27 protein-coding genes are annotated in these 20,803 nt (G+C 34.5%); 20 read left to right on the top strand and 7 right to left on the bottom strand.

Annotated elements, in window-relative coordinates:
• Positions 1–57: 57 nt before the first annotated feature.
• Entirely contained in the window at positions 58–810 is a 753-nt protein-coding gene (gene mroQ, locus G8Y84_RS09140) for an intramembrane glutamic endopeptidase MroQ (protein ID WP_037575680.1), read from the bottom strand.
• Positions 811–979: 169 nt separating this feature from the next.
• On the opposite strand from mroQ, the gene groES reads away from it, so the two are divergent.
• Complete coding sequence (gene groES / locus G8Y84_RS09135; protein WP_037575681.1) at positions 980–1,267, top strand: co-chaperone GroES; 288 nt, start codon at positions 980–982, stop codon at positions 1,265–1,267.
• A gap of 69 nt (positions 1,268–1,336) precedes the next feature.
• Positions 1,337–2,956 (top strand): chaperonin GroEL, encoded by a 1,620-nt coding sequence (gene groL, locus G8Y84_RS09130; RefSeq protein WP_037575682.1) that lies wholly within the window; start codon positions 1,337–1,339, stop codon positions 2,954–2,956.
• Between the two features lie 68 nt (positions 2,957–3,024).
• Here the strand turns inward: groL and G8Y84_RS09125 are convergent, their stop codons facing one another.
• Together G8Y84_RS09125 and G8Y84_RS09120 are read right to left on the bottom strand one after the other, a co-directional pair.
• Positions 3,025–4,194, bottom strand: a complete 1,170-nt coding sequence (locus tag G8Y84_RS09125) for a tyrosine-type recombinase/integrase (protein ID WP_165806312.1) — start codon at positions 4,192–4,194, stop codon at positions 3,025–3,027.
• 9 nt (positions 4,195–4,203) lie between these two features.
• Positions 4,204–4,788 carry a helix-turn-helix domain-containing protein gene (locus G8Y84_RS09120; RefSeq protein WP_165806311.1) on the bottom strand — a complete coding sequence of 195 codons (585 nt, stop codon included), beginning with the start codon at positions 4,786–4,788 and terminating at the stop codon, positions 4,204–4,206.
• A gap of 96 nt (positions 4,789–4,884) precedes the next feature.
• Between G8Y84_RS09120 and G8Y84_RS09115 the strand changes: the two genes are divergently transcribed.
• From G8Y84_RS09115 to G8Y84_RS09035, 17 genes are all read left to right on the top strand, one after another.
• Complete coding sequence (locus tag G8Y84_RS09115) at positions 4,885–5,103, top strand: helix-turn-helix transcriptional regulator (protein ID WP_037551098.1); 219 nt, start codon at positions 4,885–4,887, stop codon at positions 5,101–5,103.
• A 3-nt stretch (positions 5,104–5,106) separates the two neighbouring features.
• Entirely contained in the window at positions 5,107–5,412 is a 306-nt protein-coding gene (locus tag G8Y84_RS09110; RefSeq protein WP_165806310.1) for a helix-turn-helix domain-containing protein, read from the top strand.
• Positions 5,409–5,612, top strand: coding sequence for a pathogenicity island protein (locus G8Y84_RS09105; protein WP_136732201.1), 204 nt, complete (start codon positions 5,409–5,411; stop codon positions 5,610–5,612). Before G8Y84_RS09110 ends, G8Y84_RS09105 begins: the two co-directional genes overlap by 4 nt.
• A 1-nt stretch (position 5,613) precedes the next feature.
• Positions 5,614–5,982, top strand: a complete 369-nt coding sequence (locus tag G8Y84_RS09100; protein ID WP_165806309.1) for a pathogenicity island protein — start codon at positions 5,614–5,616, stop codon at positions 5,980–5,982.
• Positions 5,975–6,316 carry a hypothetical protein gene (locus tag G8Y84_RS09095; protein ID WP_165806308.1) on the top strand — a complete coding sequence of 114 codons (342 nt, stop codon included), beginning with the start codon at positions 5,975–5,977 and terminating at the stop codon, positions 6,314–6,316. Before G8Y84_RS09100 ends, G8Y84_RS09095 begins: the two co-directional genes overlap by 8 nt.
• The gene (gene tscT / locus G8Y84_RS09090) at positions 6,316–6,618 is read left to right on the top strand and encodes a type II toxin-antitoxin system toxin TscT (protein ID WP_165806307.1); all 303 of its coding nucleotides are present in this window, start codon (positions 6,316–6,318) and stop codon (positions 6,616–6,618) included. Before G8Y84_RS09095 ends, tscT begins: the two co-directional genes overlap by 1 nt.
• Before the next feature lie 58 nt (positions 6,619–6,676).
• Positions 6,677–8,275: a phage resistance protein gene (locus tag G8Y84_RS09085; protein WP_165806306.1), complete on the top strand. Its 1,599-nt coding sequence runs from the start codon at positions 6,677–6,679 to the stop codon at positions 8,273–8,275.
• Between the two features lie 180 nt (positions 8,276–8,455).
• Positions 8,456–9,259, top strand: coding sequence for a bifunctional DNA primase/polymerase (locus G8Y84_RS09080; protein ID WP_165806305.1), 804 nt, complete (start codon positions 8,456–8,458; stop codon positions 9,257–9,259).
• A complete protein-coding gene (locus G8Y84_RS09075) occupies positions 9,246–9,524 on the top strand; it encodes a pathogenicity island protein (protein ID WP_165806304.1) in 279 nt (92 codons plus the stop codon). Before G8Y84_RS09080 ends, G8Y84_RS09075 begins: the two co-directional genes overlap by 14 nt.
• 116 nt (positions 9,525–9,640) lie before the next feature.
• On the top strand, positions 9,641–10,840 hold the full coding sequence (locus G8Y84_RS09070) for a phage portal protein (protein ID WP_349236833.1): 1,200 nt from the start codon (positions 9,641–9,643) through the stop codon (positions 10,838–10,840).
• Positions 10,827–11,393, top strand: a complete 567-nt coding sequence (locus G8Y84_RS09065) for an HK97 family phage prohead protease (RefSeq protein ID WP_165806303.1) — start codon at positions 10,827–10,829, stop codon at positions 11,391–11,393. Before G8Y84_RS09070 ends, G8Y84_RS09065 begins: the two co-directional genes overlap by 14 nt.
• A 1-nt stretch (position 11,394) precedes the next feature.
• The gene (locus G8Y84_RS09060) at positions 11,395–12,627 is read left to right on the top strand and encodes a phage major capsid protein (protein WP_165806302.1); all 1,233 of its coding nucleotides are present in this window, start codon (positions 11,395–11,397) and stop codon (positions 12,625–12,627) included.
• Positions 12,628–12,694: 67 nt separating this feature from the next.
• A complete protein-coding gene (locus G8Y84_RS09055; protein WP_165621000.1) occupies positions 12,695–12,976 on the top strand; it encodes a head-tail connector protein in 282 nt (93 codons plus the stop codon).
• 420 nt (positions 12,977–13,396) lie between these two features.
• Positions 13,397–13,717, top strand: coding sequence for a hypothetical protein (locus tag G8Y84_RS09050; RefSeq protein WP_031797000.1), 321 nt, complete (start codon positions 13,397–13,399; stop codon positions 13,715–13,717).
• Positions 13,710–15,353 (top strand): terminase large subunit, encoded by a 1,644-nt coding sequence (locus G8Y84_RS09045; RefSeq protein WP_031797001.1) that lies wholly within the window; start codon positions 13,710–13,712, stop codon positions 15,351–15,353. Before G8Y84_RS09050 ends, G8Y84_RS09045 begins: the two co-directional genes overlap by 8 nt.
• Before the next feature lie 60 nt (positions 15,354–15,413).
• The gene (locus tag G8Y84_RS09040; RefSeq protein ID WP_165806301.1) at positions 15,414–15,722 is read left to right on the top strand and encodes a phage head closure protein; all 309 of its coding nucleotides are present in this window, start codon (positions 15,414–15,416) and stop codon (positions 15,720–15,722) included.
• Between the two features lie 85 nt (positions 15,723–15,807).
• Positions 15,808–16,041, top strand: a complete 234-nt coding sequence (locus tag G8Y84_RS09035; protein ID WP_165806300.1) for a hypothetical protein — start codon at positions 15,808–15,810, stop codon at positions 16,039–16,041.
• Positions 16,042–16,521: 480 nt separating this feature from the next.
• On the opposite strand, the gene G8Y84_RS09030 is transcribed toward G8Y84_RS09035, so the two are convergent.
• Entirely contained in the window at positions 16,522–17,028 is a 507-nt protein-coding gene (locus tag G8Y84_RS09030; RefSeq protein ID WP_037575683.1) for a YagU family protein, read from the bottom strand.
• A gap of 436 nt (positions 17,029–17,464) precedes the next feature.
• Here G8Y84_RS09030 and G8Y84_RS09025 point away from each other — a divergent pair, with 436 nt between their 5' ends.
• Entirely contained in the window at positions 17,465–17,908 is a 444-nt protein-coding gene (locus tag G8Y84_RS09025) for an ASCH domain-containing protein (RefSeq protein WP_306823253.1), read from the top strand.
• A gap of 129 nt (positions 17,909–18,037) precedes the next feature.
• Here G8Y84_RS09025 and G8Y84_RS09020 read toward each other — a convergent pair whose 3' ends face one another.
• The 3 genes from G8Y84_RS09020 to G8Y84_RS09010 all read right to left on the bottom strand — a co-directional run bounded on the left by G8Y84_RS09020 (position 18,038) and on the right by G8Y84_RS09010 (position 20,765).
• A complete protein-coding gene (locus G8Y84_RS09020; RefSeq protein ID WP_103158752.1) occupies positions 18,038–18,562 on the bottom strand; it encodes a methylated-DNA--[protein]-cysteine S-methyltransferase in 525 nt (174 codons plus the stop codon).
• Between the two features lie 14 nt (positions 18,563–18,576).
• A complete protein-coding gene (locus tag G8Y84_RS09015; RefSeq protein ID WP_105996941.1) occupies positions 18,577–19,392 on the bottom strand; it encodes an SPL family radical SAM protein in 816 nt (271 codons plus the stop codon).
• Between the two features lie 83 nt (positions 19,393–19,475).
• Entirely contained in the window at positions 19,476–20,765 is a 1,290-nt protein-coding gene (locus G8Y84_RS09010; RefSeq protein WP_105996940.1) for an aminotransferase class I/II-fold pyridoxal phosphate-dependent enzyme, read from the bottom strand.
• Between the last annotated feature and the right edge of the window lie 38 nt (positions 20,766–20,803).

The following is a 20,803-nucleotide window of genomic DNA, read 5'->3' as shown; positions in this document are numbered from 1 at the left end:
TACAAAAAGAGAAAGTCGTCTTTTTCTTTGGCTTTTAAATAAAAGCTAAATATAGAATTAAAAGAAGATAAGGAAATAGTGAATCAATTGTGCATTTTTTAAAGATTCCTCAACTACTTTTTCAGGTATCATGAACTGCACCAATGCGACGAGCCCATTTTGAGCCATATGAATCCCAATTGAAATACTTAAACGCTTTGTATAAAAATAAAAACTAGAGAAAATAATTCCCATAATAAAGTAAGCTAAAAAATGAGAAAAATCCATATGTGCGATCGCAAAAATAGCTGAACTGATGATACTCGCTATGATAAAACGTAATGATTTAGACCCTTTTAGCAACTGATATAATTCACCAAATAACACTTTTCTAAAAACAAATTCTTCAAGTAGCGGGCCAATTATAGCAATGAGTAAAATAAAGATCGGCATTTGTTTCGCAATCTTCATTAAGCGCATTGTATTTTCGCTTGCGGGATTGCTACCTAATAAGAAGACGCTAATCACATTCACTATAATCTGAGCGATTAAGACAATGGCAAGACCTGCAAGAATCCAAGGAACAATATAGCGTTTAGGTTCTTTAGGTGGAAGCTCAAATTGTAAAGGGTTTTTAACCCGGATTTGCATGATTAAGATAAGTATTGCGGCAATAATAAAACCAATTAATTGAATATGTATAAGTTGTTTCATAAGTTCTAACTGATTTTGATGATGAGAAATTAAGCCCAATTGATTAAGGATAGCAGGTGCAAATTGAGCAAGTAAATATAAAACGATTGTTAGAACAGAAACGAGAATTCGATTCATATTTGACCTCCTAGTTTGATAATCTTATCATAACGTATCTCTATAGTTGACTCAACAAACTAAGGTTTAATACTTGAAGTTTTGACTAACTTTGATTATTATTGGAAGTGTATTAGCACTTAAGTGTTTCGAGTGCTAAATTAGTATCAACTCAAGGAGGCAACAACACATGCTTAAACCAATAGGAAACCGCGTTGTAATTGAAAAAAAAGAACGTGAACAAACTACTAAAAGTGGTATCGTTTTAACTGATTCTGCGAAAGAAAAATCAAATGAAGGTGAAGTCGTAGCAGTAGGCACAGGTCGAGTTTTAGATAACGGACAACGTGTTGAACCAGAAGTTCGCGTTGGCGATCGTGTTGTGTTTCAACAATATGCAGGTACCGAAATTAAAAGAGGCGAAACAGCTTATCTCGTACTCAATGAAGACGAAATACTCGCAATTATTGAAGAATAAATAGTCGAAATAAAATTTGAGTTTGTTTAGTTTATTAATAATTTTTATGATGATGGAGGTTTATGCACTATGGCAAAACAATTAAAATTTTCTGAAGACGCACGCCAAGCAATGTTACGTGGTGTAGACCAACTTGCAAATGCTGTTAAAGTGACGATTGGTCCTAAAGGTCGTAATGTTGTTTTAGATAAAGAATTTACTGCGCCTCTTATTACAAATGATGGGGTGACAATTGCTAAAGAAATCGAACTTGAAGATCCTTATGAAAATATGGGAGCAAAACTTGTGCAAGAAGTAGCGAACAAAACAAATGAAATCGCTGGTGACGGTACAACAACAGCAACTGTCCTTGCACAAGCAATGATTCAAGAAGGTCTTAAAAACGTGACAAGCGGTGCCAATCCTGTAGGTATTCGCCAAGGGATTGACAAAGCAGTGTCAGTAGCTATTGAATCACTTCATAATATTTCTCAAAAAGTTGAAAATAAAGAAGAAATTGCACAAGTAGGTTCGATTTCAGCTGCTGACGAAGAAGTAGGACGCTTTATTTCAGAGGCAATGGAAAAAGTAGGTAACGATGGTGTGATTTCTATTGAAGAGTCAAGCGGCTTTAACACTGAATTAGACGTGGTTGAAGGTATGCAGTTTGATCGAGGTTACCAATCTCCATATATGGTGACAGATTCAGACAAAATGACGGCTGAGTTAGAAAAACCATATATTTTAATCACAGACAAAAAAATCTCTTCATTCCAAGATATTTTACCTTTATTAGAACAAATTGTTCAATCTAATCGCCCAATTCTTATTGTGGCTGACGAAGTTGATGGTGATGCTTTAACGAACCTAGTCTTAAACCGTATGCGTGGTACATTTACGGCTGTTGCTGTAAAAGCACCAGGTTTTGGTGATCGTCGTAAAGCAATGTTAGAAGATTTAGCTATTTTAACAGGCGCACAAGTCATTACCGATGACTTAGGTTTAGAATTAAAAGAAGCGACGATTGATATGTTAGGTACTGCGAACAAAGTAGAAGTGACAAAAGATAACACGACAGTCGTTGATGGTGATGGAGATCCAACGAATATTGACGCACGTGTAAATCAACTTAAAGCGCAAATCGAAGAAACAGATTCTGATTTTGATCGTGAAAAATTACAAGAACGCTTAGCAAAATTAGCAGGCGGAGTTGCAGTGATTAAAGTTGGCGCTGCTTCAGAAACTGAATTAAAAGAACGTAAACTCCGTATTGAAGATGCGCTGAACTCTACACGTGCAGCCGTAGAAGAAGGCATTGTCGCAGGCGGTGGTACAGCGCTCATGAACGTATACAAAAACGTGAGTGACATTGATGCTGAAGGTGATGAAGCTACAGGCATTAATATCGTATTAAAAGCTTTACAAGCCCCTGTACGTCAAATTGCAGAAAATGCTGGCTTAGAAGGATCTGTAATTGTTGAACGCATGAAAAATGCTGATCCTGGTGTAGGTTTTAACGCAGCGACTAATGAATGGGTGAATATGTTAGAAGCGGGTATTGTTGACCCAACGAAAGTGACACGTTCAGCTCTACAACACGCAGCAAGTGTCGCAGCGATGTTCTTAACTACAGAAGCAGTAGTCGCAAATATTCCTGAAGAAAAAGGCAATGAAGCCCCTCAAATGGGTGGCATGCCAGGCATGATGTAAAAAGACCACTGAACACCGTTATATCAACGTTTGTCATGCTCAATGGTCATAATTTGGTCATAGAAATTTTAAAATAATTCTTTTGAGACGTTTTCCATGAGTTGGCTAAACTTTTGGGAAGCGTCTTTTTTGTATGAATTTGTGATTTTAGCATAGATGTTCATTGTGGTATTGATATCTTTGTGACGTAAGCGTTCCTGAATTTCTTTAATATGTACACCAGCTTCTATAAGTAAAGCGCAATGTGTATGACGGAATGAGTGAGTGGAGATGTTTTTATTAATATTAGTCTTTTTAAGTATCGCTTTGATCCATAACTGCAACTTTTTAATCACAAGTGGATACCCGTTATTATCTGTAAATACAAAATTATTATCTTCATACAGTTCATCTTTCCAATTGGCCTGCACATTTATCTTATACTCACGCAACATCTTTATTACATTTGGATCTACTGAAATTTTACCGATAGAGCTTTCAGTTTTTGGTGTCAGTATTTGATACTTTTTCTTATTGTTATTAGGATTGTAATAAGTTTTAGTAATGTTAATCGTGTTGTTCTCAAAGTCAATATCAGCCCATTTTAATGCTAGTAATTCACCAGCACGCATGCCTGTATAGGCTAATGTGGTAAAGACTTCAAAACTATTTTGTGGTGAATGATTATATTTTGCCACTTGTAAGAACTCAAATAATTCATCTTTTTCAAGAAACTTTTTATGTATCTCAGTATCTTCTAATTCCTCAACAGTGCGTTTCTTTTTAGGTCGTTTAATACCTTCACTAGGAAGCGCCTTAATTATCTTCATATCATAAGCATATCTAAATATCATGTTTGTAGATGCCACAATACTATCAACATAGTTCTTACTGTACTGAGCGCTCATATCGTCCACAAAGCGTTGATAATCATGTTTCTTGATACTTTGTATCGGATAAGTCCCAAAACGTTGTATAGCGTGATGTATGGCTTTCTCACGAGCTCTCACACTGCTTATTTTCACTTCATTAGCATATTGTTTAAGCCAATCATCAGCCACTTGTTTGAATGTAGATGAAGAAGGTGCTATATATTCACCAGTGCGCAATTGTCGTTCAATCATTTCAGCGTGGTGTTTAGCATCTGATTTACGTTTGAAACCTGAATTAGAGATATATTTATATTTGCCGGTAATTGGATTCTTACCTGCAGAAATACGATAACGCCATGTGTTGCCACGTTTTTCATATGTTGCCATAAGGTTCACCTACTTAACATTTAAGTACGATTTTAAGAATTTATTAAAATCATTCGAAATGTCTTTGAACATTTCGTCATCATTAGAATGTTTATTTTCAGTTAATATTTTAAACAAGGAAGCTATAAAAATTAAAATATCTGTATCTTCTTCATCTTTTATTTTTAGATAATCAGAATCTTTTTCTTGAATATAAAAATTATATAAATTTTGCAAAAATATACTTTCGCGATAACTTAACTTTTTTGACATAATATCAAGATAATTTTCTTTAACAATAAGTTCTGTATCGTTGAAATATTCTCTAAATCTTTTCTTCATTTTGTTAATTTCTTCTTGCTTAACTTCTTTAGGTGTATCTTTAATTGATACAAACACACCTGCTAATCTGCTTAAATCAAAAAAATCAACATTATAATATTTTGATAGTTTATGGATTACTTCAATTGTAGGTTTTCTTTCTTTGCCAGTTCTTGGATCAATGCCTTTTTCTAAACTATCTAAATAAGTGTGACTTATACCAATATTCCTAGACGCTTCTCTAATTGATTGGTCGCCTCTTAATTCTTTTAATTTCTTTCCAAAGTCATTCACAGAAATCACTCCTTAAACAAATTATTGATTTTATTGTAAATCATAGTTGACACAAATTTCAATATAGATTATTATATAAAACAGGAGGTGTTATTCATGGTTAACAACGTCAAAAGAATACGAAAAAATAAAAAAATTACCATTACTGAATTGAGTAGAAAAAGTGGGATAAGCAGAACAACTATATACAAATTAGAATCTCAAAAATCAAATCCCAGCTTGGAAACCATTCAAAAAATATCTTCTGGTTTAGATGAAAAACCAGAAAAAATTTTTAACCTCAGTGTTATTCAAGAATTACAAAAGGAGGCATAACCAATGTTCAACATAAACATTGATGAAAACGAAGCACGTGAGATGTTACAAAAGGCTATTGATGAGCGTGTGGAGGAATTGGCGCATGACAAATATTTCATGACCTACAAGGAATTATCCGAATATCTTAATTTGAGTAAACCAACAATTGAAGAACTACTAATTAAAAACGGTCTCAAATATTACATGGTCGGTTCAACGTATCGTTTCAAGAAATCTGATGTCGATGAATTTATGGATCACATCACATCTCAAATGAATATTCACGATAATGATTTAAAAAAACTTAATAAGGTGGTCACACGATGAAAGAACAAGTCATTATTACAAAGACGATTCTCAACTGGTATAACATCAAGGATACAAATCACAATTTGCTTTTAAATGTATCACCACAAGTATTTGAACAAAACTTCCCTGAAGTGAATAACGATGTTCAAATTGCAGTGTTAGAAATGGATTTATCACGTATTACAGAAATCAAAAATAAGAAAAAGGTAGGTAGTTAAAATGAAAAATTTAAACGGCAAAGATTTTAAAAATATTAAAAAAGTTTTAGATGGAGGACGTATTTTCAAAAATAATTCCATCAATAAAAAAATCATTAAACTTTTTCAAAAACAACATGCTAATGACGAATCAATTTTAAGTAAAGAATATCCTAATTTAAATGCTGATGATCGCTCACAGATTCTTGCTGATTATAGAGAGTATAGAGAACTAATCAATGCAATAGAAGTTTTAAGAGACTTCCCTACAAACTATGCAGAATCAAATGTAAATCGATTTCTAACTGAAGATGATATCGAAGATTTAAAGGGAGCAGTTGAAGAAATGGAATATTACGTTGAAATTATGGAGGAAGAAACAAATGAATAATGAGATTGTAAATGCAATTGCAGAGGTAACACTATCACTTGCTAGCCTAAGTGTTGCACAAGGCGAATTAGAAAGACTTTCCGAATTATCCGGAGGCTTAGAAGAACAGGTAAAAGCATATAAAGAGGAAGGTGACCATGATGGAGCTAGAGCAATAGTGCATGTGCTTAATGATCATATTCGTTCAGAAGTTCTATATCTGTATCCTAAATATGAAGAATTATATGAGGATTATAAAAATAAAATGACTAAATTTAAAAACTTATGTACTTTTTATGGTTATCCAATTCCATCGGATAATATTATCAAATTTCCAAAAGGAGACAACGAATAATGAATTTTGAATTAGCAAATTTAAAAGCAGATTTAGAAGTATTAAAACAGAAATATGATTTTCTTTTAAGCACACACTCGTGGTTCGGCGATGATATGTATAAATTCGAAAAACAGCCAGAAACAAAAAGTGATTTGATGTTATACGCATACGGCTATCATGAAGCTCAGGTTCACCATCAACAAACATTCGATCTAATGCATTGCTACTTAAAAGAATTTGAGGAAATTATTCAGAGATTAAACGAAATAGAAAAAGCGCTATCTGACGAAAGTTTGCCGACTGAATCAGATAACGCATAGAACGAAGTATTTAATTAAATACTCACAAAAATAATAACACAAATGAAAGGTTGATTATATGAATGAAGTTGAATTATACAAAAGACATTTAGAGTTTCATTCTAAATTAGATTATGTAAATACAGCAAATTTGTCAAGAATTAAAGAGATTAGCAAGCGAATTAATTTCGCTTCTATCTCTACTGAAAAACAAATTTTTGATAATAAAGGTAACCTTTACCACAGAAAAAAAGATGATGTAGCAGGCGATTATATAAGTAATCTTACTTTAGATTATACCATAATACCACGTGAATTAGGAATGATTTACGGTACAGTTTTTGTGAAAACTGAGAACGAAGAAGAAACAGCTCGTTTTAAGGCTGATAAATTCAATAATTACGCAAAGTTCATCGCTGACTTAATTTCTGAGAAAGTTATTTACTCGAATGAGTTGGAACAATTTTTGATGGTTAAGAAAAATAAATATATTGCTATTGATGAAACAAATTTTGCGCTTGAATATCCAGTCGATAATAAACATCAGATCAATGATTTTATCGAAGTAATGCTTGAGTTGTATCGAGAGCATTTAGGAGAAAAACACGAATTCAAAATATACCCTTTTGCATTTGCTGGGAATGATTTTATATATGATTGTCGAAATCTTGAATTGACCGAAAGACAACTTGATGAAAATGAGTTGTTCATACTCAAATATGATGTGAAGTTATCAGATATTGATACTGAAATTCCAAAAAAGTTTTTCAATCTAGTTACCGAAAATAACAAAAGTAAAAACAATTTAATGCTTTTGCATGCCTATGTGATATTTCGAAAAATGAAATTAGTTCAAGCTGAAAAATGGTTCTTGATGAAAGATTTTGGACGTTCAGGTAAAGGTTTGCTTATGGAAACATTTAATGAATTGTTAAAAGTGAATAAGGTTAATTTTGATAGTCTTATTGCGGGTGGCTTTGAATCGGCGAATGAGTGGATGAGTTTCTACGGTGCAGACTTAGCACACGCAAATGAAACGGGTGAAATCACTAAACCTATGATGCGTATATTAAGAAAAATAGCAACTGGTGAAATTATATCTGGTCGAGGTATTGGGAGAAATGCATTCACTTTTCGAAACAAATCTGTTTTGGTGTTAGATACAAACGAAAACGTAGATACTGGAGAGATTACCGCAAACACGACACGTACAGTCAAGATTTCGCTTAAAGATAGACCGATACACGAAACAGACGAGGAACGTTACAAAGTTTTTGAACCATATTGGAATTTTGTTAAACCTAACGACAAATGTTCAGTGGCTTCTGCTATTTCATTTCTAATTGCAAGTTTAGATCACCTTAAATCAATAGGCGGTGAATTCAAGTTCAATGATGTTACATTGAAACATTACTTTAGTGAAGATGAATTGACTGAAACGCAAGTCGTTATATTGAAGATGCTTAAAAAACAAGGGTTTGTTCCTGCAGGCGATGATACATTGCAACGATTAATTCAAGAGGATTATAAGAATTTACGTTTTAAAAATGCTAAGCAAGATATGAAGAGAATCGGCGTTGATATTAATAGTCAGCTATGGTTAGAAGGGCAAAACTGCAAAGTGCATAAAATAGGAAATCAAGAATTATTTGATATGGCATATAAATTATTAACATAAGGGTTAGTCTAACTCTCACTAACTCTTAAACTAACTTAAAATAACCTATAATGACAACTCTCTAACTCTTATAACTCTATTTTTATACAGTGCATTAAGGTATCGAAATATTTTTCTTATTATAGAAAAAAAGTTGGTTATAAGGGTTAGTCTAATTCTCGAATAAAAGGAGGTTACCAATTGTCAGGTTATCATGTTGCGAAACAATTATTAAAAAAGAATATTCAAGTTATACCGCTCAACAAATATAAAAAACCTAGTGTTACGTTTGCAGATGTTGATATAACTGATGATTTTATTGAGCAACACAAAAATTTATATCACTACGCTCATGTATTAGGTGTCCTTACAAGAGAGGTGTGGTGTATCGACATTGATATAAACCATGCAAATGGAAATGATGGTTTTGATAGTATTAAGCACATTCCTTATTACGATGAGATTGTAACTAACGCACAAAGTACACTTGTTCAAACTACGCCGAGTGGTGGCAAACATATTATATTCAGGAAACGTAAAGGGATTGAATACGGTCAGAAAATAAGTTATTTACCGTCTGTAGATATAAAAGCACATCGCAATAATTATTTTGTGCTTGCAGGCAGTCGGACATTAAAAGGAAAGTATAAACATAACGGGATAAAAGTTAAAGAATACGAAGGAGATTTTGAGAAACGTATCTTTTCAACTCATGGCAATTACACGCAACAAACACTTGAACCTTATTCAGTAAAAAACGTGTTACCAAATAACAACTTCGAGCATTTAGCTAACGGTAAAGGCGGAGAGGGTAAACGTGCTTACCAAAGAATAGTAGACGGTACAAGTGAATACAGAAATGATGACCTATATAAAGCAGTTAGTTATGCGGTACAATGTAACGTTGATATAGATCCTTTAAGGATATTAATAGGAGATAATAAAAACGGTGATGTAATAACCGAGAGAGAGTGGGAGGCGACTGTTAGAAGTGCAAGCCGTTAATAAAATTTACAGTTTAGACGAGCAGGCGGAAAAAATAGGATTAATCACAGGAATATCAGAAGAAATATACTTTTGTTCAATAAGTAAAGTGTCACAAGTATATTTTGAAAAAATTGATAGCAACTGGGTAGCGTGGCGTGAAAGTTTTATACCTAACACTAATAAAAGGACTAATTATAAAATTATAGCTAACGGTGATTACGATTTTGTGTTAGCACGACTAAAAAGTTATCTAAAATACATTAAAAGAAACTCAGTTAAATAACCCTTAAATCCTTACCACAACTAGCTTTATATACCCTAGTGTGGTATAATTTAGATGTATAAAACGAACGTATGTACTTATTAAACGAACAAACATTCTATAAAGTAGGTGACAAAGTGCCGAAGTGGATTAATAAGATGCTAGGACTTGATAAGTTTGAGCAAACGACTGCACAACAGTTTGAAATGCTAACGGGTGGCTTTAAATCATTATCTCAGTTTTCAGGAGATGCATATTCAAACGATGTATATCGCAGTGCAGTAGATACGATTGCTCGCCATATAGCGAAGTTATCAGGTAAGCATGTAAATAATACGAAAGACTTTAACAACTATAAAATTAACAGAATTTTACAAAATAGACCCAATCCTTATATGAGTGGTTATGACTTTCTCTATAAAGTAGCGACTCAATACTACTTATTTAATAATGCGTTTATCCTTGTACAAAAGGACGATAAAGGCAACTTGAAAAACTTATATCCGTTAACGCCGAGCAGTGTTGAATACGTGGTTGATGGTGCAGGCGAAATGTATCTTAAATTTTTATTCAATGATGGTGAAATCGTTCATTTCCATATTTCAGAAATTGCGGTATTACGTCGACACTTCAATTCTAATGAATTACTAGGAGATAACAACGATGCGATCATGAATACGTTACAACTTGCCTATACGCAAAATGAAGGTATGACTGAGGCAATTAAAAATTCGGCTCAAATCAGAGGTATTCTGAAATACAATCAAGCATTAAGTCCTAGCAAGTTGAAGCAGGCAAAAGAAGAATTTACAAGCAATTATTTATCAATGGCAAATAACGGTGGTGTTGTTCCATTAGATACGTCGATGGATTACCAACAATTAAACATATCAGATGTACAAATAGATACATCACAAATAAAAGTAATTAAACAAAAGATATATGAGTATCTAGGAGTCAATGAAGCTATTGTGACAGGTAACTATGATGAAAACACATTTCAAGCGTTCTTTGAATCTGTGATTGAACCTTTTGCCATTCAGTTATCCTCAGAGCTTACCGAAAAGATTTTTACTGAACGTGAACAGTCTTTTAGTAACCGCATCATATATGAATCATCGAAATTACAGTATGCAAGCACTCAATCGAAATCAACGATTATAAGAGAATTGTTGCCACTCGGATTACTAACCATTAATGAAGCACGTGACTTAATGAACTTGCCTCATGTTGAAGATGGAGATGAACGCATACAAAGTTTGAACTATATTGAAAAAACATTAGCAAAGAACTATCAAATGGCAGATAAGGAGGTTAAGGCAGATGAAGGAAATTAGAAGTGCAGAAATACAAACAGATTCCCAAAGTAACGAAATGGTTCTTGAAGGTACAGCAATTGTATTTGATAAACCCGCACTTATTAATACGCCAACAGGTTCATATACCGAAGTTATCAAACGTAATGCGCTGGACGGAGTTAAGTTTAATGATACACGACTTTTAGTGTCTCATGATCATAACCGTTTACCATTAGCAAAATCACCAAAAACGATGGATATATGGAAAGACGATGCAGGCATGCATTTTAGGGCAAAGTTGGCAAACACAGAAGAAGCCCGTTCCGTCTATGAATCTATCAAACGTGGTGATATGTCAGGAGTTTCTTTTGGTTTCACCGTATCAGACGGCAGTCGGTACGATGTAGAAACAAGAACCCGCACAATAACCAAAATTGATAAAGTATTAGAATTTTCTGTAGTAAATTTCCCTGCTTATTCTGAAACATCTGTTGAGGCTAGAAGTCAAATGCAGGAAGCAGAACTACGACAACAACAAATTAATAAAGCGAAAATCAATTTAAATAAACTATTTATGAAGGAGATTAAATAAAATGTTCAATACAGTACAAGAAGCATTTAACCATTATCGCAATGCCTCGCTTGAAGATATTGAAACACGTGCTGGTGAAATTAGAGGCACAATCGAAAACGACCCAGAGGCAGATGTCACAAAGTTAAATATTGAAATTGAAGGCTTAAATCAAGCAAAAGAAAATATTAAAGAAAAGGAGCAAGAACAAGTGGAAAACCGTTCATATAATCCAATTACAGGACAACAATTTAAAACTCAAGATGTACCAAAAGAAAATATCTTTGGTTCAGATGAATATAGATCAGCATTTTTTAAAACCATGTTAGGACAAGAATTAACAGATGTGGAACAACGTACATTCAATCATGCAATGGATCAACAAAAAACTGAACATCGCGCAGATGAATTTACTTCATCATCTAACGCATCGGCAGTAATTCCTGAAACTACTCTTAATGAAGTCATTCGCCGTGCTAGAACACAAGGAGGATTACTTGCTAATGTACGTTCATTCAATATGCCTACTAAAATTCGTATTCCGATTTCAACGCCTCAAGAACGTGCAGAATGGCATCAGGAAGGGGCATATGTAGAAGCAGATAAGGCAGTTACAACAGCCGTATCATTTGAAGCGAATGAGATTATTAAAATTTTCAGTATCTCAGTTAAAGCTAAAACAATGAGTATTTCGGCATTTGAATCATATCTTGTTGAGGAATTGACTAACTGTGTTGTAGAAGCTATTGAATACGCATTAATCAATGGTACAGGTACAAACCAAGGGCAAGGTATCTTAACAGGCATTACATGGGACGATACAAACAGCTTATCATTAACAGGTAAATATACAGACTTCACAGAAGCGTTAGGTATGTTAGCACGTGGTTATGCACAAAATGCGAAGTTTGCAATGAGCAATGCGACTTTATATAACACTGTGTATGGTGTGATGGATAATAACCAACGTCCTATTTTTATTCAAGATGCACAACGTGAAAACGTAGGGTACATCTTCGGTAAACCAGTTATTATTGATGACAATATCGAGGACGGCACAATTCTTTTAGGTGACTTTAATTATATTGGTTATAACTTACCGCAAGGCATTATGCTTGAATCATCACGTGAATCTAGTTTCCGTTCAGGTTTAATAGATTATAGAGCTATGGCGGTAGCAGATACACGTGTATTAGTAGATGATGCATTTGTTAAACTATCAGCTTCAACAACTACGTCAGAACCAATCGCATAAACAACATAAACCAGTGAGGGCATCAGTGATATAGCTGGTGTCCTTTATTAATAAAGGAGTGAACATAATGATCATAACAATTGAAGAAGCACGTAATGCTTTACGGATAGATGGTGATTACAATGATGAGATTATCGAGCCACTCATTGATGCAATACCTAATTACTTGTATATCACTACTGGGCGTGATTGGTTGGATAAGCCAGTGCAACCATTAGCGCAGACTACGGCAAAGTTTATATTGCAGTTATGGTTTGACCCACAGACACAGGACAGTGAGCGTTTAAAGCGTACCATCGACAGTTTATTGGTGTCTTTAACTGCATTAGGACGTGAATATAATGGCTAGAAGTATTCCGCATTCATTTTACAAGTCTACAAAATGGATTAAGTGCAAAAATAGCTATATGGCCAAACAAAATTATATTTGTGAAAGATGCGGGGCGTTGGCAAGTATATGCCATCACAAAGTATATTTAAACGCTAATAATTATAAGAATCCGTATGTATCTTTGAACCATGACCATTTAGAAGCATTGTGTCAAACGTGTCATAATCAGGAACATTTCGGGAGCATAGCAATTGGTGAAGGATTACAATTTGATGAAAAAGGTAACATTATAAAAAGTTAATAAAATAAAAATAGGATACCCCCTATAACCTTGATATGAAAGGAACGCTTGGGAAACGGTGCTGGGGCTTTCTTTTCCTCCATCTGATATTTTGAAAGTTTAGGGGTGCCTAAAAATAAAGTTAGGAGAATTTATAGATGAAATATATTAATTTAGAAAAACTTAAAACATATATTGATAAAAATGATATAGAAAATAAACATGTAGCCTACGATTTACTTGAAGAATTGATGTTCATGAAAGAAACGATGGACGAGCTTAAACAGACTGTACGTGAACATGGCGCAACATACGTTTTTACTCAAGGTGAACAATCCTACCTCAAGGAGAATCCCGCAATGAAAGCCTATAACGCTACAATGCCTAAATATAACGCTACGTACAAACAATTGTTGTCATTGTTCCCTGAAAAAGTAGATGAATCAGATAGCTTTATGGAGTTTGTGAACAATGGCTAATCCAATTGAGGCCTATTATCGTGCAATTGAAAATGGCGATATAGTTGCTTCAAATCGTGTACGTAAGCAGTATAAAAAGCTCATAGATGACATGAAACATCACGATAAATATATTTATGACGAATCTAAAGCAGAACGCCCTATCGCTTTCATAGAACGTTTCTGCCGTCATTCTAAAGGGGAGCTGGCGGGTAAACCCCTAAAGTTAGATTTGTTCCAAAAAGCCTATATTTCGGCGCTATTTGGCTTTGTAGATAAAGAGACGGGTTACCGACGTTATACAGAATCCTTTTTCTTTGTTGGGCGTAAGAATGGTAAAACAACCATGTTAAGTGCTATTGCATTATATATGATGATTGCAGACGGTGAAAGTGGCTCAGAAGTGTACTCAGTTGCATCGAAACGTGACCAAGCTAATATCTTATTTGACCAAGCGCATGAGATGATTATACAGAGTCCTGATTTAAATAAAAATATCCGTAAGCGTAAAAGTGATTTATATTTTGCGCATAACTTCAGTAAAATGCAATCACTAGGCAAAAACTCAAATTCACTTGATGGATTGAATGCACATCTCGTTGTGATTGATGAATTACATTCTATTCAAGACCGTAATTTGTATGAGGTTATGAAACAGTCTCAATCAGCACGTACACAACCGTTACTGATAATGATTACAACAGCTGGCACTCATAGAGGTACAATATTTGATGATTTATATGAGTATGCCTGCAATGTTGTTGACGGTAAATTTACAGATGATAACTTTTTACCGATTATGTATGAGTTAGATCATAAAGCAGAATATAAGATACCTGAATGCTGGCAAAAGGCAAATCCTGCTTTAGGTGTATCAAAAAAGGTCGAGGACTTAGAACGTAAGGTTACACGTGCTAAAAATAATGTGAATGATTTAACAGGAATCTTAACGAAAGATTTTAATATACGTGAAGTCACACATAGCGCATGGCTCACATTTGAGGCGATTAATAATGAAGATACTTTTGATATAAGTGACTTCTCAGGTAGTTATGCGATAGGTGGTGCTGATTTATCCATCACTACAGACCTTAGTTGTGCCACGTTGTTATTTGTAGAACCTGAAACAGAAATGCGTTATGTACATCAAATGTATTGGTTGCCTGAGGATAACCTCAGAAAGCGTGTAGACGAAGATAAGATACCGTATGACAAATGGTATGAACAAGGATTACTTCGTTTGTGTAGGGGCAATACAATTGATTATAGCGACATCACAGAATGGTTCTTAGAGATGCTGAATGAATATGACATCACGCCACTATGGATATACTACGATAATTATTCTGCTCGTTACTGGGTTGACGAAATGGAAGCTAACGGCTTTAAGATGGTACGTACGCCACAAGGCGCTAGAACTTTAAGTTTACCGATGCAAAATATGGGTGCCGATTTAGAGAAACACAAAATCAATTATAATAACAATCCGATTTTGAAGTGGTGCTTAACAAACACGGGTATAGAAACAGATCGTAACGGAAATATTGTTCCTGTTAAGAATCAATCACCAAAACGCCGTATAGATGGCACAGCTTCATTATTAGATGCGTATGTGGGATTGTTTGATAACTATGAACAGTTTTTGAGAGCTATGTAAGCGCTGGGGTAACGATTCGTTACGTCGCAAATCACGACGTTAGATATAGGAGGTGTATTTATGGCATATCGTTTTAATAATAGAATAGAAATAGTTGAAAGAGTAAGTAGCGGACCAATGCCAAATAATTTTAAAGAGAACGTTATTGCAAAACCATGGGCAGATATAAAAACAATTCGTGGTAATGAGTATTTAAGTTCTGGACTTACAGCTTCAGAAATCCCTGTGAGGTTCATTATTAGATACAGAGAGGGGATAACCTCAAAACAACGTATCAAGTGGAAAAATTTAGATTTTAATATTGAATCTGTTCAAAATGATGATGGAAAGAATGAAACATTAACTATTTTCGGTAAAGCATATAAATAAGACGCTGAGAAACGCATTGTGTTGCAAGATAATATTAATTAAAGGGTGTTGTGCACCTCAACGCAAATATTGGAGATGAGAATAGATGAATAAAGAATACATTTCAGAGTTATTAAAGAAAGATGGTTTAGATCATATTGAGTTGAAATTAATTACTGGCGATAAAGTATCAGTTTATAGTATTGAAGAGGGTAGTTTAGAAAAAGAATTGATTGAAGTGTTAGAACCAACAAAAATTAAGGTGAACCTAAAATATATAGTTACGATTGAAGAAATTTATCCCCCAGATTTTGAGGCTTTAAATAAAATAAATTTTTAATTAACAACACTTCACAAGGTTTAGAATACTAAATTCTAAGCCTTTTTTTGTTGGTCTGAAAATAGAATGGTGGTCATAATTTGGTCATAATGGGATAAAAAAACTAAAAATAATGGTATAATCTAAATACATAAATGTTGATTTAATAGGCTTTTATGAATGTATTTTAGCTTGTTTTAAGCAGCACTTAATGCCAGGCATGATGTAAAATAGCTTATAAACATTGATTTGACAGTGTTTTAAGATTCTGCATGACATAATAATGACATAAAAATCTAAAAAATAAAAATGCCCCCCAATTCAGATGAACTAAAAGGACATTTAAAATAATTCTTTTGAGGCGTTTTCCATAAGTTGAGTAAACTTTTGGAAAGCGTCTTTTTGGTTTAAGTGATGAATTCAAACATTAGTGTGATTATCTCGTGAATTAAAGATATTTAAGTGAACCTGCCAGTCTCATGTGATGACAAGCGTGTATCATCACGATTTTTGTCTAAAGCTATTTGCAAAATACCGTCTTACCATTTCAATGACCATCATCCAAACGATATGTCCAAAAAACTCGGAAATATGTTCAGCAAGAGGTTGTTGAAGAGGACTAGGGACGACATGCATCACTGGCATGAGTATTAAATGAAATGCTATCCAGATGAAAATACCAAATATTGCCCCATAACCTAGTGTAATTTTTGAATATTTAGTCGCTAGAAAAATATAAATAATGGCGATAACAATTGAAAAACTGTAATGTACAATAAAACTCACCCAAGGGAGTGCATGTTCAGAAAATTGATAAGTGAAATGTGTGATATCAGAAGGTATGCCGAACAATTGAAGTAATTGTTGCGGAGGATTCGTTGCGTCTCTCATCGGTGTTCTTGGTGGAAACATCACCTCCCATCCTAACTTAACAATCCCAGATAAGAGTCCACCTATGATACTTGCCCAAAGCAGAGTTGTCCAATTTTGAAATACTTTTGCTTTCATTCTAATCAACCTCTTTCATTTTTAATTTTGAATCACATAAGTCCATACTCAAACGCTTTTATACAAGTAAAGTATATACCTTAATAAGATGAGTAAATTATAATAAATAGTTACAACTTTTTAACAAAATTAATAGAAATGTTCATATGTGAAGAAATAAATGAAAACGATTGAAAATTTTTAGTTAAGATAAACGTTCATATAGGACGCTATTCTAACACGTTTCTGTAAAGTCATCGTTTATGCTAAGATGAAGATAAAAGAAGTAAAACACGCAAAGAATCTCATAATACTTCGATGTAATATTTTCGAATCCGAGGAGGAAGTTATGGAAATTATCTTTAAAATTATTGAGTTTGTTTTCATTCAATTATCAAATTGGATAGGCGTGTTCTCCTCTTTTAAAAGAAAATGACAGCAAAAGAAGGGATGAACGATGATGAATATCAACGTATTTTGGGAGAAGTTCGTTGAAAAATATCCAGAATATCAATCATATACTTATACAGCATGGCAATTTGGAGTTGATGCGACGCATTTAGCAAATTTAGTGATTCAAGGTAAGAAAACAGCGACGACAAGCGCTTATGCACTTTATGCCATTGATGCTGAACCTTTGCCAAAAGTTGGAGACTTAAGTATCGTTTTGAACGAGACAAACGAACCGATGTGTATTATTAAAACGACGCGTGTTGAAAAAGTACCTTATCGTGAGGTGACTGCGCTACATGCTTTTTTAGAAGGGGAAGGCGATCGCACATTAAATTATTGGAAAGACGCGCATGAGAAGTTTTTTAAAGAAGAGTTTCAGAAATATGGTTTAGTATTTAATGAACATGAATTGATGATTTGTGAAACTTTTGAATGTCTTTTTCATTGATATTAATCTCACAGACCTTCATTTTTTACTCTATTTTTTAGTTGATTTTTGTTTTCCTTTAGGAGTTTATGTAATTTTGCGAGACGCCTATAGATAAACATATTCATAAAAACAGACAAACCTTTCTTTTTAAAAGTTAGGTTTGTCTTTTGTCATCTGTTGTTCATGTTCGAGTAATTGAATCTTACGATGTAGACCGCTATTAAATCCACCGAGCCCTCCATCTTTACGTAATACGCGATGACAAGGGATTACAATAGAAATTGGATTTTGTCCTATTGCAGTGGCGACTGCACGCGTACTTTTAGGTCGCCCAATTTTTTGTGCGATATCACTGTAATTCACAGTTTGACCTACATTTAGCGCTTGTAATGCTTGCCAAACACTATGTTGAAAAGGGGTCCCTAAATCAAATTGTAACGGTGTTGTAAACGTGTGATACGCTCCGTGTAGGTAAGCAGTTAATTCATAAATTAGTTGATCGATTAAAGGTGATATGGAAACTTGGACAAGTCGCCCGCGCTGAGTTAGTTTTTGAAGCGCTTTATTGTAATCTTTAGCATCTTTAAAACTTAACAGAACAATAGCTTCTTCAGTGGCCACTGCGCGCATTTCACCTAAGGGTGTCATAAAATCTTTATAATAGTATTTCATCTTCATTCCTCACATTACTTGGGCTTAAATCCATCGACACTGATAGAGACATTTTGTTTGCCAAAAGTTTGTGTCATGAGATTTTGTACATATTGGTAGGCATCACGCTGATACCAGTCCATTTCATCAATAGACGCATAAATGTTTTCTATATTTAATGATTGCGTTCGATGCCCGTTAGAACCATCTCCCATAAAATAATCATCGACCGTTACGCGTTTTGTATAGTTTTTCAAACGTTCTCCAAAATGAGAAGTGCAGGGTAAGATTGGGGCGATGGCAACTTGTACGGGTATTTGTGCCTCATTTAATTTTGATAGCGTCTTGAGTCGTGCTTGGATACTTGGGGCGTGAGGAGTGAATTGCCGAATCACATCTTCACGATCTGTTTCGATGGTCATGCTCACAATAAAACGCCCAGGGTAGGTTGATAAGATATCGATATCACGTTGTATTAAGGGGCCTCGCGTTTGGATGAATAAGAAGTCGGGTGGCGTTTTGTGCATGATTTTAAGTAATTCGCGCGTCACTTCGTACTTCTTTTCTAACGGTTGATACGGGTCTGTCGATGACGACATAAAAATCGTTACTGGCCCTTTCTTTTTAGCGTTTACGAGTTCTTTTTCAAATTGCGTCGACAGATTTTGTTTAACAGTGACCCATTCTCCCCACGTTTTTCCGGAAAATAATGATATCGGTGACTTACGGACATAACAATAAAGACATCCAAATTGACAACCCATATAGGGATTAAGGGTATGGGTGTAGTCTGATAAAAAGCCACTCGCTTTCGTTAAAAATCGTTGAGGCTTTTTAAAATCAATATCCATGGTCATCCCTCCTTAAAAGGAAACGACGAAATCCATCTGATGATTTCGTCGCTTAAGAATAGATGCGCTATAGATGTTTGTTCTTAACATTGAAGTTCTTGAATAGCTTGTGCAATCGTATTGAAAACATGTTCAATATCTTCTTTTTCAATACAACTAAAGGCGATGCGAATATCTTGATCATTTAATGAAATAATGCCAATAGAGTATTTCTCTAATAAATGTTGGCGTAATGTTTCAGCATTCACTTGCTTAACTTGAAGCGCCATAAAGTAGCCTGAATTAAAGTCATAAGGTTGCCATAAGGATTGATAGGCGTCGCGATACACGATTTCTTTAGTGACTTCATATCGTGCGCGTAAAGTTTCAATATTTTGTTGGATTTCATGATCAAATTTATCATGATTTTTTAAGACGTGTTGCACGGCCGCTTGGGAAGGCGAAGCACCACTTGAATTGTTACTACGGATTAAACCTTTTAGTTTTGCTTCTAAGATTGCTTTCGTTGAATCGTCTGACAAACCAAATGTCATGAAGCCAACCCTAAAGCCCCACGCGAAAAATTCTTTTGTGGCCCCATCTAAACGAACGGGCAACACATGTGGGTTATCTAGTTGCGTTAATGCAGTGAAAATAGATTGCGTATAAACCTCTTCAAAGAAAAGGCCATAATAAGCATCATCCACTACAACAACAACGTTAACGCCACGTTGACCAAGTTGATCAATGGCTGAAACCATTTTTTGAACTTCTGATTGTGTCGGCGTGTAGCCTGTTGGGTTATTTGGATAATTAAGTACCATAATGACTTTTTCTTGAGTAACTTCTTCTAATTTGTTAATGAGTCCATCAGTTGTAAAATGGCCATCCACGTCAAAAATAGGGTAAGTTTCGATATTCGCTTTGTGACGTACACCAAATACGAGTTTGTAATTGCCCCAATTATGATGAGGTAATAGTACAACATCATTTTCATTTACGAATAAATCACCGACTAAAGAAAGACCATGTGTCAATGCATTTGTGACAACAGGCATACTAATAGCCTCTTCGGAAAGCTCAGGATTTTCTTTTAGCATTTTGTCTTTCCATAATTGACGTAAGGACTCCATCCCTTGAGGAGGAGCATATCCGAAGACTTCGTCCGTCGACATATCGTTGAACATATCGTATAAAGATGCAGCGTACATTTTTCCATTCTTTGTTGTGGCCATGCCAATTGTCGCATTGTAGTCCGCTGATTTTGCTTCAGCAGATTGTGTTAAAATTCCCTTAGGATAATACATGCTTTTTCCTAAATCAGAAAGCATATCTAAGACTATGGGATTGGAACGATTTAATTCATCATTTAAGGATAGGGCTAAAGGGTTCATAAGCGTCAACCTTTCGTTATTATAGATATTCTTACTAT

Source organism: Staphylococcus sp. 11511212 (genome assembly GCF_011394755.1).
Lineage (GTDB): Bacteria > Bacillota > Bacilli > Staphylococcales > Staphylococcaceae > Staphylococcus > Staphylococcus chromogenes.
This window is presented reverse-complemented; position numbering and strand designations above follow the sequence as displayed.

Bases quoted from the DNA above. Each gene is read 5' to 3' on its own strand.
- mroQ (WP_037575680.1), bottom strand. From the start codon at position 810: ATGAATCGAATTCTCGTTTCTGTTCTAACAATCGTTTTATATTTACTT.
- groES (WP_037575681.1), top strand. From the start codon at position 980: ATGCTTAAACCAATAGGAAACCGCGTTGTAATTGAAAAAAAAGAACGT.
- groL (WP_037575682.1), top strand. From the start codon at position 1,337: ATGGCAAAACAATTAAAATTTTCTGAAGACGCACGCCAAGCAATGTTA.
- G8Y84_RS09125 (WP_165806312.1), bottom strand. From the start codon at position 4,194: ATGGCAACATATGAAAAACGTGGCAACACATGGCGTTATCGTATTTCT.
- G8Y84_RS09115 (WP_037551098.1), top strand. From the start codon at position 4,885: ATGGTTAACAACGTCAAAAGAATACGAAAAAATAAAAAAATTACCATT.
- G8Y84_RS09110 (WP_165806310.1), top strand. From the start codon at position 5,107: ATGTTCAACATAAACATTGATGAAAACGAAGCACGTGAGATGTTACAA.
- G8Y84_RS09105 (WP_136732201.1), top strand. From the start codon at position 5,409: ATGAAAGAACAAGTCATTATTACAAAGACGATTCTCAACTGGTATAAC.
- G8Y84_RS09100 (WP_165806309.1), top strand. From the start codon at position 5,614: ATGAAAAATTTAAACGGCAAAGATTTTAAAAATATTAAAAAAGTTTTA.
- G8Y84_RS09095 (WP_165806308.1), top strand. From the start codon at position 5,975: ATGAATAATGAGATTGTAAATGCAATTGCAGAGGTAACACTATCACTT.
- tscT (WP_165806307.1), top strand. From the start codon at position 6,316: ATGAATTTTGAATTAGCAAATTTAAAAGCAGATTTAGAAGTATTAAAA.
- G8Y84_RS09085 (WP_165806306.1), top strand. From the start codon at position 6,677: ATGAATGAAGTTGAATTATACAAAAGACATTTAGAGTTTCATTCTAAA.
- G8Y84_RS09065 (WP_165806303.1), top strand. From the start codon at position 10,827: ATGAAGGAAATTAGAAGTGCAGAAATACAAACAGATTCCCAAAGTAAC.
- G8Y84_RS09060 (WP_165806302.1), top strand. From the start codon at position 11,395: ATGTTCAATACAGTACAAGAAGCATTTAACCATTATCGCAATGCCTCG.
- G8Y84_RS09055 (WP_165621000.1), top strand. From the start codon at position 12,695: ATGATCATAACAATTGAAGAAGCACGTAATGCTTTACGGATAGATGGT.
- G8Y84_RS09050 (WP_031797000.1), top strand. From the start codon at position 13,397: ATGAAATATATTAATTTAGAAAAACTTAAAACATATATTGATAAAAAT.
- G8Y84_RS09045 (WP_031797001.1), top strand. From the start codon at position 13,710: ATGGCTAATCCAATTGAGGCCTATTATCGTGCAATTGAAAATGGCGAT.
- G8Y84_RS09040 (WP_165806301.1), top strand. From the start codon at position 15,414: ATGGCATATCGTTTTAATAATAGAATAGAAATAGTTGAAAGAGTAAGT.
- G8Y84_RS09035 (WP_165806300.1), top strand. From the start codon at position 15,808: ATGAATAAAGAATACATTTCAGAGTTATTAAAGAAAGATGGTTTAGAT.
- G8Y84_RS09030 (WP_037575683.1), bottom strand. From the start codon at position 17,028: ATGAAAGCAAAAGTATTTCAAAATTGGACAACTCTGCTTTGGGCAAGT.
- G8Y84_RS09025 (WP_306823253.1), top strand. From the start codon at position 17,465: ATGATGAATATCAACGTATTTTGGGAGAAGTTCGTTGAAAAATATCCA.
- G8Y84_RS09020 (WP_103158752.1), bottom strand. From the start codon at position 18,562: ATGAAATACTATTATAAAGATTTTATGACACCCTTAGGTGAAATGCGC.
- G8Y84_RS09015 (WP_105996941.1), bottom strand. From the start codon at position 19,392: ATGGATATTGATTTTAAAAAGCCTCAACGATTTTTAACGAAAGCGAGT.
- G8Y84_RS09010 (WP_105996940.1), bottom strand. From the start codon at position 20,765: ATGAACCCTTTAGCCCTATCCTTAAATGATGAATTAAATCGTTCCAAT.